This is a genomic window from Legionella santicrucis (assembly GCF_001468135.1).
GTDB lineage: Bacteria > Pseudomonadota > Gammaproteobacteria > Legionellales > Legionellaceae > Legionella > Legionella santicrucis.
The window spans coordinates 1-12,489 of the sequence record NZ_LNYU01000029.1 but is presented as its reverse complement, the minus strand read 5'-3'; the positions used below and the strand labels follow the sequence as shown (position 1 = coordinate 12,489).

The following is a 12,489-nucleotide window of genomic DNA, read 5'->3' as shown; positions in this document are numbered from 1 at the left end:
TTTGAATTCAGTTTGTTATGTAGGTGTTTAGGAATGAACCAAATCTCTAGTATTTCATGGGATGAAATCAAACATAAAGTAAAAGATGTCAATAGTTCGATTTTTAAAGTTATTGAGGAAATTAAACCAGACAGTAAAATTCCTTTTTTTGTAGCTAATTATAAATTTGGCACACATTTTGGAGTAAAAAATCATGCTTACTTACCTACTACCAGTGGTTTTGTAGAAAGGATTGATAGCAAGCACACAGATAATGAATTATACAAACATTTAGGGTATGGTAAAAATAGTCTTCCTTTAGGTTTAATTTTAAATAAGTTTTGTGAATGGCATTATGTTGGGGACGATCAACGTATTTATCCCGACTGCGTACAAGGACCAGGTGCTATTTTTAACATGCAGGTTATTTTTGATGAAGATCAAACTGTAGATAACAATGTTTTATCTGTCTCATCTGGTGCTCTCTCTTCTTTTTTACTACCGAATATAGGTTGTAAACGAAAGCATGCGCGAATTCAAAAGCATTTTAATGTCGATTTTCCCGCTCCTAAATCCCCGTATGAGCATTATCTCATATTCAAGGATATACTACTGAACAAAAATGCAGGCGATAATTGGCAAAGTGAAATTCTATATTTTTCGGAGCAGTTTATTGAAGAAGTAAAAAATAATGAGAAATGGCTCAAGCTTAAATTGTACTTTTCTGAGTCACTAAGAAAAAAACTCACCCAACACACTTATGATGCTTCTTGTAATGACTTGTTCTTAAGTGCAAAAAGTACCAATCGTTTTAGACCACCACCCTTCATTACGGACACTGCAAAATATATTTTTAATATTTGTATGGGCTCGGGTATAGGAGTCAAACCAGCAACTGATGAGCAATACTTTCCAGTCAAAACGATTCAGAAAATTTATAATGAATGTTATGACTTAGAATACACCCCAACCGTTATGGTGCCATCTGCACTTACTGAAAAATCAGATAGTGTTTATTATCCATTGCAATGCCCATTTACCAAAATTAATACCTTTAAAACAAATCAGAGCAATAGTGCTTATAATGAGTTAGAAATGTTGAAAAATGTTTTGCTGGCTTATCAGACAGAATTCACTGAGGAAAACAGCTCTGCTTTCGGAAGTTTGCTTTATCATGTAAGTAAGCAAACAGAATTTTCTTTTTATCATTATAAATCAACCGCGACGAGTATCAGTAGTTCGGATGAGTTAGAGTATACGGATAATCGGTTTTCATTTTCTTTTTGCAATACTAAAACGCCATTTGCAAGTGATGCAAAATTATTTAGAGGATGCGTGAGACTAAGCAAGCAATAAAAGCCAAATATATCTACCATTTGGAAAATTACTTGGATGTACTACAAGCTAATATTTAAAAATGAATAAAAAAATGGTTTTATTTTTCCAAAGTTAAATCTTCTATTTTTAGATCAAGGAGATTTAAAAACTTTTTGCTAAGCATCTTTTTCTTCAGGGGTGGAATATATACGGTAGTAACAGAATTAATAATGGATTTATCAAAACAATCCAGTGAAATCCACTCTATTCTCGAGCGGTATGTGGGTAGAGAAGGGGCCTCATACAGACAAATAGAGTGATCAGTTGGATAATACTCATACAAATAATCTTTTAAAATTGATAACTTACTCACTTTGCTTCTATCCGATTTACCGAAGTTTGCTACTTGCCAAAGGATTATGTGAGCATGAATATCAATTTTTCGTTCAAAGAGGACCAGCTCAGTAGCCTCGATTGAAAAACAGCCTCTATCTCCAGGATCAATTTCAAGATCACTAAATAAACAATCTTGGGCTGATACTGCAGGTAAAATTATGGCATTTCCTCCATCTTTTTTTATATGCTTCACTGCATTAAGGCCTGAATCAGCTAAAACTGTAGGATGACCATAGAAAACCACACATAAAATTGAAACTTTATAGTATTCCTCGATGATATATTTTGTTAGTGCCTTATAAGCTTCAATTCGCTGGCTATGACTAAAGTAAATAGGATCCAATGACTCAGACTGCTTGGCTTCTAGTTGAATCCATTTTTTGAGATTATCCTCATTAATGAGATAAAGCACTTTGTCTGAATTTTGTATAACTTTTTTGGTTTCTTCAGTCAAATGCGATAAAGATTTGATCCCTGATCCTACAATTATTAATTTATGCATCAACAGAAACTATTTTATTACTATCGGGCTGAGCATTTTTATTTATAAAAACTATTTTATTCGAATCTGGTTGTTCTTGGTTTTTCTGGGTGATTTCTTCTAATAAATCCTTTTGTTCTACCAAATACTCATTCCCTACGGCTTGTTCTAATTTCTCTAAGAAACTCATGTGATTTCCACCTTGTATTTGAACGTTGAATTCCATTGTACAAATAAAATTCTTATAGGTATAGCTAAATAAATTGTTAAAAATTAAGATAGTTTGTTTTTAATGGTGGTATTGGTAAAAAAATAATGGAAGTCAAGACTGTTTTTTTAATTTTGATTTGTCTAAAATAGCAAGGCATAAATCCCCTGAACCCCCACTTTTTCTTGTGGATATTTTTCGCAGTAAATAATTTCCCTAAAACCCTTATTCATTTAAAAGTCTTATTCTATAAGGATTTTTTCCATTGTTCGTTAAAATATTTTATTCTTACTTATACACATTTTCTGTGGATAAGTCTGTTTATATACTGTCAAATTCCATGTAAAAATAGATGTTATGCATCTGTTTTAACATTATCCAACATGCTCTTTAAAATGCACTCCACTTTTAAAAAAGAGTGGAATAGCGTGTTCCAGGTTACTTCATCGCACAGGGATGGAGCTCTATTGTCAACTCATAATAATTTTGAAGTCTTACTTACTTGATTAAACCATTTTGAAACACTTTTTAAAAATATGCCTAATATTAATTAAATAAGAAATTTAGGATTGTACATGGCATACACAGAATTAATTATAGGTTTAGTGGGGGCTATTGGAACTAATATGAATGTAATCGCTGAAGAACTTGTTCAAAATTTTTCAAAAGCTAACTGTGAAACAGAGGTTATAAAACTAACCGATTATTTAAAAATAATTAATGACAACAGCTTATCATAATAGAATTATGCAAAAGTAAAATTAAAAATCTAGAAGAAATTAGAACAAAAAATCCAGGATTTTTATCATATTTAGCAATTTCGAAAATTTTTATAAATAGATTTAAAAGTAAATGCGAAAAAAAGGTTAAAGTATATATTATTAACTCCTTAAAAAAATCTCATGAGTATTCTGTTTTACGCCACGTATACAGAAGAAACTTTTTATTCTTATCTATCTATAGCTCAAGAGATTTAAGAGAAAAAAATTTAAAACGTAAAGAATTGGTCTCTAATAAAAGAAAATTGGACGAAAGTGATGAGATTGAAATTAAAAATTTGCTGGATACAGGTGGTTTTTCAAATAAAAGCTCTACAAATACTCGAGAGACATATCATAAAGCTCATTTCGTTTACATAGAGCCAGCTTATTTGAACAACTATTTAAAGATTTGATAAAAGATAAAGCTACAAAAACCGATCTGAATGTGATCAAATTCGAGTCATTCAGAGGAGTAGCCCCAAAAAGATTTAGATATCTTTTTAAAAAATATAAAAGTGATAGAAAAAACGAAAATAAGGTTAAGCAGTGGGATATTGCAAACTCCAATTCCATACATGTTTCTCACTCAACCGTTATTTCATATTTTTGGATAGAAGATCAATATTCAAAGGTTTTAATAAGAGAATCTAAAGAGCATCTTAAAGATGAGTTTGTAAATAATTTATTATCCATTGAGACAAAAAAGGAACAATTATTTAAGACTCTTTTAGATGATTATAGCCAGGATGAAATTATCTAAGTTTTTTGAGAAAGTATAAATTGAAAAAAATCCTAATAGGATTATTTTTATTCTATGTTTTTAGGGAAAACTTTCTCTTAGAAGAAACTACTATTCTCAACATGGTTTAACTAGCGGAGTATTTATAACTAAGAGGGTTAATTAACAAGAAACCAATTAAAAAATTATTATAGAAAATAAAAAATAATTACAAGAGGTGCAAGTCTTTTGCTTCAATGTAAAATAATTTCAATCCTCCATGTTCTATTTGAACGGCCATTAAATAATTTACTATGTAACTATAAAACGAGGTTTTAATAAATCATATTGATCCAAATAAGGTCTTATAATATGATTTATCATCATAATGAAAATATTATGATAAAAATGGATTTTTTTATTTTTGCAAAAGGACGTATCATGAAACTTCTCGATTCTCTGAATAGAACAACAAGCCAAAAAATTTCGGAAGAAATACACCAGCTAATAGCACAAGCCGAATTGTATGAAAAAAAACATCAATATTTTGAAGCTCTACTTATTTATCAACAAGCCCGGGATTGTACTCTTTATGTAGATAGTGATCCTAAAATTACTATATTGTATGAACAAATTGATAACTTAGAATGGCACAAAATTAATGATAAAATTAGTGAGTTAGAAATTATGATCGAACTAGAAAGGCTTCAAAAAAGCAAGTTAGCCTCTCAGGCAAAGAGTGAAAAAATAATTCAACTCAAGCAACAAGTATGGAGTCTCATTGAGAAAACATTTCAACGAGGAAAATTTTACACTGAAAATGATATGGAAATTAAAAACCATTGCCGAAGAAGATATGAACAGGTTAAAACGGAATGGGTTAAATGGCTATCTAATTGAAATTAGCCAGGAATGACATAAAACTGGTTATTGTATAGGAATAAGACTGGCTATTTTAAGTATTTGTTGATGAAATTGCTGTTGGTAAAGTTACTGTAATTTTGGCCATAAGTACTTTTGCTTTGCGATTGTTTGGATTCAACTGATATACCCCATTTTAAATTATTTGATCATGGTATTTTATTTTTTTTTCAATAAGTTACATGAAAAATGCATCGATGCATCCTGATAAAAAATAGAAGTGATACATTATTGGATACGATTTTTAATTGATTTTTCATTTTGAAGAAATTTTTTACTTATTTTTTTGCCAATACAGATTTGTTTATATTCTGTCAAATCCTATATAAAAATTGATGTTGCCTTGGTGTTTTAATATTGCCCAACATGTTCTTTCAAATGCACTACACTTTTTAAAAGAAAGAGTGGAATAATTTGTATGGTCGCTTTGCTTATATTGCCTCATATGAGACATTAAAATATCAATTTAATAGCATCAATACGGTTGAAATTACCCCAAAATTTAATATTGCTCCGGGGACTGATGTGCTTTGCCTCATTCAACCCCATTCTCATAAAAATGCAAAGCATTTTATTACGCTGCGGGTTAAGTTTCCCCTCGTGGGCAACGGATAGGAAAAATAAGTCTTATGCCCGATCCGAAACCTTCTTTCGCTGTGCGCCAAGGAAGGCTGAAAGCCGAGGTGCATAGTCCGCGATAGAGTGCGATTTACGCAGACAGCCCATAGGGATGCGGAGTAAATCATTATGCAGTCGTTAAGTCGTTGGTGTAGGCATACGCTTTGCTCGTTCAGAGCAAACGTGCCGGAAACAGGACGCTCGCGGCCTTTAACCTGTCGCGTTGGCGAGTGAATTCTGGGGGCTCGGATGTCCCAGAATTTTTAACGAGGTAGCGACACGCTTGTAAAAATCCTGCTTTCGAAATGCTATAAAATCCAAACGTTGTCTGATACCTATGAGTGGATTTTATGAATGGCATTGGGAGCAAGGGGGGAGGATTTTCTTTTTGAAAGGATCTTCGTAAGTGTCTAAATGCTGCGGAAATATTAAACTTTTTACTAAATTTAATATAACGGTTTAACAATAGGGATATAAAATGTTGCTAAGAAAAGGGAAGGAAAAAAATATTAGAAGTAGCTATAGATTCAGCTTTATTGGGCGGTCGAAATTTATAATAAAAAGAGCGGGTTTAGGTCAGAATCATATATCTCTTTAATAATCATAGCGTGGATTAGATTATTTCATTGTCGTTTTATTTGACAATTGATGATAAATTTTATTTTAAGAAAAAAAATTGCACATACCATAAAAGAAAAAAATGTAAGTTTTTTTACTCCTTTAAGGAATAAAATTGAGCATATAGACAAACGTGAGTTTGATACCCTTCTGTTTGGAGAGTACCAGGCACTTCTTTACAACTAATTAATTGCTTTGGCGAAAGTTCGCCTTAAACGAAAATTTAGTTTTTTTGTTTTAGTTCGGGTGTGCTAAAAAATTGTTAAAAAAAGCAGATAAAAAGCATTGTTTTCTGACTTCGCTGAATTAAAAAACTTTGTTGATTTGTACAGAAGCAACCTACCGCCTGACATATTCAATTCTGAATTGTATAGCATTAAACTTATCCACATTCCTGAAATTTCAAACACTAATAAGAATGATCTTGCTATTGAATTCGTAAATTGGTCGAACTTAAACGATGAAGATAAAAAACTATGATCAAGTGACGAGTTTAATAAAGGATAAAATAGTAAAGCAGCCAGTTATAAACAGTGGAGGAATGCGTGCTTCAAAAATACGGCAATATTTTGAAGAAAGATGTGGGATGAAGATAACTGATTATAATCTTCGATGCCTATATGTATTGTTTCAAATTCGTCCGGCGTCGTCGTGTAAGGTGGACCCCCTTTAATACAAATCCTTTATTTTATTTATATGATGAAGTTCATAAAAATTACATTTATCTGTAATCCTGGGTAGATACGCTAGTGGAAATATTTAAAATGAAAATTAAAACTGCGAATGTGAAAAAGCTAGTACAAGCATAATAAAATAATAACTTTAGAAGCTTATCTTTAATTCGTTATCGGTGTTCATTTTTTCATAAGAAATGAGAGGGCCTTGAGTTTTGAATGAGTTGTAATGCAAAATTCAAGACCTAACCTCATATACATGAGCTAACAAGTGCAGGATTTATTGACTCGTAAAATATGTATTTATTTTTTGAAATCACAATAAATGGTATTAAACGGCTCTTTTTTCTTGAAGGTACATTGAGAAATCCCCAATGGACTAGTATTGATTTGATCAATTTTAACAATATTTGGAGTAGAGATATCCAGACTAACCGTTCCCCAAGACGAGCAATGATCATCCTGCTGATCACAGCTTCCTATATCAATAATACAATTCGATGTAGCACCACATATTTCATGTAATTTTTCATATGATAAAGTATGAGTACGACCAAAATTTGGCTCAAAACCACCAGCATTATCCTGAGGAAAATAAAACATAATAGATTGCATTTCGTATTGAAATAACATTGAAATTTCTGGGGTTTCAACTATTGGACAAACTATTGGATTGTCAGATAAACATTTTTTCTCTCTTCCTTCACCGCTCCAGCCTGATAATTCAGATTGATAAGCGGTAAATATATTACGATAATAAGTATTAGCAGGATTATTCTCAAATTGAGTATTTATAGAAACTATAATCGGCATAGGTTGCTTCTCATGAATTCTATAATGACATTCTGGACTACCCCAACCACTATGCGTACCAAGACCAACAACCTCTTCTAATTTATATATTCCCGTTATTAAGCGTGGGTTTCCACTGAAATATTCAGGCTTACCCCATACACCATAGATATTATCTGATAGTTCACAGTTTCTCACGGAAGTTCCATTGCATTTTACTGTTTGAGGACAATATAAGATAGGCTGACCATCAGGCGTTGTATCTGCAAATGTGGGGAGGGTAATACTAATAAGACAAAAAAACCATAAGGTTTTTTTTATATTAATCAATGACATAGTTATGATTCTCAAATTCAATTGACTATAATTTTATCTGGTGTGCAATTTTAAGTCAATATGGAGGTGTGATTGACTAGTAACTCGGCTATGATTAGGTAAAAATTGTCTGAAAAGAAAAACGAAATATCTTGGTTAATTTGAATTTAGACCAAAAAACAGCTTTTCAAGCTTATGGAATAAATTATTAAGATGTTCTTCAAGAGAAGCTCTCTAAAATAGTTACTACCTTGAGCTGTATCTGTGAGAGGAACAGGTTATTCTATAGGAAAAGATATTTCTATTTTATCTTGGGAGCATTTTGTTGAATTTAGGCATGCCTTTCGGCACCACCTGAACTAGTTGCTCGGCTGGAAGCATGTATTCAGCGTGTTAGATAGATAGTTGATATTCATACCTTTTTTGTAAAGTTGAAATTTAATAACTTTCAACAAATCCAAGCGTGTCGCTACCTCGTTAAAAATTCTGGGACATCCAAGTCCCCAGAATTCACTCGCCAACGCGACAGGTTAAAGGCCGCGAGCGTCCTGTTTCCGGCACGTTTGCTCTGAACGAGCAAAGCGTATGCCTACACCAACGACTTAACGACTGCATAAAGATTTACTCCGCATCCCTACGGGATGTCTGCGTAAATCGCACTCTATCGCAATGATATGGACTTCTCCTCCTTTTAAACGGCCATTAGATGAGCCAAAATGTTTTTGACAAAAAACAAAGCACAAGAGAGTCCAATGAGTCATGTTACTTTATTAGGTATTAATTTGGCAAAAGATGTATTCCAACTTCATGGAATTAATATTCATGGCAAAAAAATATTGGGTAAAAAAATGAGCCGGCAAGAGTTACCTCGATTCATGGCGAATTTACCTCCTTGTAAAGTAGGAATGGAAGCCTGTGGGAGTTCGAATTATTGGTCACGTAAGTTTCTATCCTATGGTCATGAGGTATCCCAAATTAGTCCTCATCATGTGAAACCTTTTGTTCAGGGGAATAAAAATGATAAGAATGATGCGCGAGCAATTGCTATAGCAGCACAGCAAGATGGAATGCCTACTGTACCGATAAAAACACTAGAACAACAAGAAATACAGATGAATCATCGATATCGAGAAAGTTTGGTGCATGACAGAACGGCATTGGCAAATCGAATACGGGGTTATTTGAGAGAAGTGGGTATTTTTATTGTTCAAGGCTTATCTCCCTTAAGAAAGCAAGTGCCTTTTTTACTAGAAGATGCAACTAATGAGCTTACGGCCGATATGAGAGTTATTATAGCCAGTTGTTATAAAAAGCTATTGGATTTAGATAAAGAAATAGAAGAGTACACAAAAAAAATAGAACAGTTTTGTGAGAAAAATGACTGTTGCAGACGCCTTATGAAACTCTCTGGAGTAGGTCCAATGAGCGCCAGTATTGTGTTTGCGATAATTGGTGAGCCATCTATCTTCAAAAATGGCCGCCATTTTGCTGCTTATTTAGGATTAGTACCCAAAGAACACTCTAGCGGAGGAAAGCATTGTCTTATGTCTATTAGTAAGCGAGGTGATCGTTATATACGAAGTTTGCTAATACATGGAGGCCGCTCAGTGGTTCAAAATGCAGGAAAAAAACAGACTATTTCAATCATTGGGTACAACGAATACATAAAGAACGAGGATACAATAAAGCCGCCTTGCGGTGGCTAATAAAAATGCACGTCACATGTGGGCTATTATGGCGTATGGAGATAAATATATCGATCGTTTGAACCGTGCTGCTTAAGAGAGGGTTCAATGATGAATCGGTTTGCTTTGACTAAATCTAAGTTTTTGTAATCAGTAAAAAACACTGACTACAAAAACTTAGATTCATAAATAGTAACTAACTATCGCGAGAGCTAACGACTTGCCCGAGTTTTGCAACTAGAAGCTGATGTGAAAATGGTAAATCCTACTCTGTAAATACCTGGGGAGTCCGATGAATTTAATATTCGATATCGCGATCAGGAGACAGAGTACGAATATCATCAAGGCCCAGCGTGAATAATTCTCATTCATCAATGGTCGGATATACGGATGCAAATACTTCATTTTTCATAGGCTTTTTACTTGCAAAAACGGAGGAGTCCATATACGGACTATGCGCCTCGGCTTTCAGCCTTCCTTGGCGCACAGCGACGGTAGAGTAAGTGCATTCTGAAATTAATTTCCTATTTTGTGCCGTTTAATCGAAGAAAGATATTCGCGTAAACGCCTTCCTGTATGGCTATTAGGAGCAGGATAGTAAAAAGTATATGACATGCAGCAATTACCGTTATTTGATTTATAAAAAAGAATTACATGCCTAAGGATTTTAAGAATAAATACAAGTGCTTAAAGCGGATAACAAAATCGATAAGTAGCCATATTTAAATAAATCAAAAGATTCAAGATCTTTCTCGTAGTTTGAGCAAGAGCTTCTTTTATTATTTCACCAGTTCTGATGATTAACCCTCCGATATGTTTTTAACTCTCTGTAACCTCTTTTGGGGGAATTAAAGTAATTGAATTTAAGTGCTCGATATGATTAAATTGTACTCGAAACGAGTAATTTGGTGGGGTTTATGGAGTTGAAATGAAAAAAATTCCAATTGAACAGCAATTATTATTTATAAACGAAGTTGAAAAAATCACCGGTTGTAACCGAATGACGTTAAGGAGATGGTGGACAACGGGAAATTTCCCTAAACCTGTGAAATTAAATGGAAGTGTACTTGCTTGGCATTATGACACTATTCAAGGATGGATAAATGAGGATACAAAATCAACATTCAATCCTCCTATGTAGTTTCTTTCTTTAAGGAGTGAGTTAGAAGTTATGAGCAATTTTAATATAATTCCCCGATTAATTCGTCTCCGAGATGCGCCTACCTATTTAGGTATGGACCGGCATCGCTTCAACAAAGTAGTTAGACCTAATGTAGTGGAAATTCCAATGGGAGTACAAGGAGTTGCCTTCGATAGGCTTGATTTAGATGCCTGGGTGGACGATTATATACAGTGTAGTGGTCGTCCTGCGATAACCAAGCAGAGGAGTTTGGAACAATGGGACGAAAAAAATCACCAGGCCTGCAGAAAAGAGGTAGTGTCTGGTACATTGATAAAAAGATCTACGGAAAAAGACTTTGTGAAAGCACTGGAACAAGCAGCCTCGACGAAGCGGAAAAATATTTAACGAGAAGACTTGAGGAAATTCGCCAGGCTTCTATTTACGGTGTTAGGCCTAAACGTTCTTTTATTGAGGCAGCAACAAAATACCTAAATGAAAACCAACATAAGAAGAGCTTGCGTTCAGACGCCGGACGTCTCAGAGAGTTGGTTAAGTATATAGGTAGTTTATCAATCGATGCTATTCATGTTGGATCGTTACAATCTTTCATTGAGGGTAGAAGACAGGATCAAGTTAAAACGCGAACAATTAATCATGGTCTAAAAATTGTTCGTCGTATCCTTAATCTCGCATCTACTGAATGGATTGATGATTTTGGACTGACTTGGCTTGCGAGTGCTCCGAAGATCAAACTCTTACCAGAACATGATCTTCGAAAACCTTACCCATTAAATTGGGAGGAGCAGGAAAGGCTTTTTCAAGAGTTGCCTGCGCATCTTGAAAGTATGGCATTATTTGCTGTGAACACTGGGTGTCGTGAGCAAGAAATTTGTCAGCTCTGCTGGGACTGGGAAGTAAAGATACCATCCTTATCTCATTTACTGGTATTTATTATACCTGGAACTTTAGTAAAAAATGGAGAGGAGCGTTTGATTGTATGTAATGATGTTGCGCGAAGCGTTGTTGAAAGCCAACGTAATGTGCATAGTCAATACGTATTTACTTATCGCGGTGAGCCAGTAAGTAGGATGAATGCAACTGCTTGGAGAAAGGGAAGGGTGCGTGCTCATTTAGAGCATGTGCGTGTGCATGATTTAAAACATACCTTTGGACGTAGGCTACGTGCTGAAGGTGTAAGTTTTGAAGATAGGCAGGATTTATTGGGCCATCGTTCAGGGCGAATCACCACACACTATTCTTCAGCCGAGTTGCAGAATTTGTATGAGGCGGCAAATAAAGTTTGCTCAAAGAAACAAAGTGGAGTTGTATTAACTTTGGTTCGAAGGGGAAGTCAGAATAAAACAGATAGAAGAGTTCAACAAGGTAAAGTGGTAGTACTTTAGTTTGAAGACTTCTACTAGGTCACGCAAAAGTCACGCACATGATTTTTGCTGATTTTGGTAAAACGATTGTAACTTATTGATTAAACTCGGGTTCTCATGGTGGCCAGAGGCAGAATCGAACTGCCGACACGAGGATTTTCAGTCCTCTGCTCTACCGACTGAGCTATCTGGCCCCGAGGGTTGCTATTAGACTCCGAGATGCGTTTTGAGTCAAGTGTTGATTGCTGTTTTTTTTAAAAAAAGTTCATTATTTTTTATTTTATAAAAAAATCACGCTGTAGCTTCGCAATTTTTGTTCAAAAAGTAACTTATTTTTCTAATTTAATATAAGTTCATGATAAACAATTTCATTTTTATCGTTTCAATTTGATAACAAATAATGCGTGAATTTGCTTTGTACGGGACAAAAAACTTTGAAAAAATAAATAAAGGAAGAAAGGATAAGAAATAACTCGCTGATTTTAAATGTATTTCATATAA

11 protein-coding genes, 1 tRNA gene and 1 pseudogene are annotated in these 12,489 nt (G+C 34.1%); 9 read left to right on the top strand and 4 right to left on the bottom strand.

Translation table 11 applies throughout. The features are described 5' to 3' along the window. Nucleotides 1–33 precede the first annotated feature (33 nt). Nucleotides 34–1,335 (top strand): hypothetical protein, encoded by a 1,302-nt coding sequence (locus Lsan_RS06845; protein WP_058513766.1) that lies wholly within the window; start codon nucleotides 34–36, stop codon nucleotides 1,333–1,335. Nucleotides 1,336–1,414: 79 nt separating this feature from the next. Here the strand turns inward: Lsan_RS06845 and Lsan_RS06840 are convergent, their stop codons facing one another. Together Lsan_RS06840 and Lsan_RS22465 are read right to left on the bottom strand one after the other, a co-directional pair. Next, a complete protein-coding gene (locus tag Lsan_RS06840) occupies nucleotides 1,415–2,194 on the bottom strand; it encodes an SAM-dependent methyltransferase (RefSeq protein ID WP_058513765.1) in 780 nt (259 codons plus the stop codon). Beyond that, the gene (locus Lsan_RS22465; RefSeq protein WP_165482593.1) at nucleotides 2,187–2,363 is read right to left on the bottom strand and encodes a hypothetical protein; all 177 of its coding nucleotides are present in this window, start codon (nucleotides 2,361–2,363) and stop codon (nucleotides 2,187–2,189) included. The genes Lsan_RS06840 and Lsan_RS22465 overlap by 8 nt, the downstream gene beginning before the upstream one ends. Before the next feature lie 593 nt (nucleotides 2,364–2,956). On the opposite strand from Lsan_RS22465, the gene Lsan_RS21990 reads away from it, so the two are divergent. The 5 genes and pseudogenes from Lsan_RS21990 (at nucleotide 2,957) to Lsan_RS23510 (ending at nucleotide 6,041) form a co-directional block, all read left to right on the top strand. After that, nucleotides 2,957–3,121 carry a hypothetical protein gene (locus Lsan_RS21990; protein WP_157068289.1) on the top strand — a complete coding sequence of 55 codons (165 nt, stop codon included), beginning with the start codon at nucleotides 2,957–2,959 and terminating at the stop codon, nucleotides 3,119–3,121. 430 nt (nucleotides 3,122–3,551) lie between these two features. After that, complete coding sequence (locus Lsan_RS06835; RefSeq protein ID WP_058513764.1) at nucleotides 3,552–3,902, top strand: hypothetical protein; 351 nt, start codon at nucleotides 3,552–3,554, stop codon at nucleotides 3,900–3,902. A 357-nt stretch (nucleotides 3,903–4,259) separates the two neighbouring features. Next, nucleotides 4,260–4,760, top strand: coding sequence for a hypothetical protein (locus Lsan_RS06830; protein WP_133134345.1), 501 nt, complete (start codon nucleotides 4,260–4,262; stop codon nucleotides 4,758–4,760). Between the two features lie 940 nt (nucleotides 4,761–5,700). Beyond that, nucleotides 5,701–5,805: pseudogene (locus Lsan_RS23325) on the top strand (SOS response-associated peptidase family protein); the annotation flags it as partial. Between the two features lie 119 nt (nucleotides 5,806–5,924). Continuing rightward, the gene (locus Lsan_RS23510; protein ID WP_420324288.1) at nucleotides 5,925–6,041 is read left to right on the top strand and encodes a DUF3644 domain-containing protein; all 117 of its coding nucleotides are present in this window, start codon (nucleotides 5,925–5,927) and stop codon (nucleotides 6,039–6,041) included. A 953-nt stretch (nucleotides 6,042–6,994) separates the two neighbouring features. On the opposite strand, the gene Lsan_RS06820 is transcribed toward Lsan_RS23510, so the two are convergent. Continuing rightward, on the bottom strand, nucleotides 6,995–7,681 hold the full coding sequence (locus Lsan_RS06820; RefSeq protein WP_133134344.1) for a hypothetical protein: 687 nt from the start codon (nucleotides 7,679–7,681) through the stop codon (nucleotides 6,995–6,997). Nucleotides 7,682–8,514: 833 nt separating this feature from the next. On the opposite strand from Lsan_RS06820, the gene Lsan_RS06815 reads away from it, so the two are divergent. The 3 genes from Lsan_RS06815 (at nucleotide 8,515) to Lsan_RS06805 (ending at nucleotide 12,009) form a co-directional block, all read left to right on the top strand. After that, nucleotides 8,515–9,504, top strand: a complete 990-nt coding sequence (locus Lsan_RS06815; RefSeq protein WP_058513760.1) for an IS110 family RNA-guided transposase — start codon at nucleotides 8,515–8,517, stop codon at nucleotides 9,502–9,504. Nucleotides 9,505–10,411: 907 nt separating this feature from the next. Next, complete coding sequence (locus Lsan_RS06810) at nucleotides 10,412–10,624, top strand: helix-turn-helix transcriptional regulator (protein WP_058513759.1); 213 nt, start codon at nucleotides 10,412–10,414, stop codon at nucleotides 10,622–10,624. 257 nt (nucleotides 10,625–10,881) lie between these two features. Beyond that, nucleotides 10,882–12,009, top strand: a complete 1,128-nt coding sequence (locus Lsan_RS06805; RefSeq protein WP_058513758.1) for a tyrosine-type recombinase/integrase — start codon at nucleotides 10,882–10,884, stop codon at nucleotides 12,007–12,009. Nucleotides 12,010–12,106: 97 nt separating this feature from the next. On the opposite strand, the gene Lsan_RS06800 is transcribed toward Lsan_RS06805, so the two are convergent. Next, nucleotides 12,107–12,182, bottom strand: a tRNA-Phe gene (locus Lsan_RS06800). Between the last annotated feature and the right edge of the window lie 307 nt (nucleotides 12,183–12,489).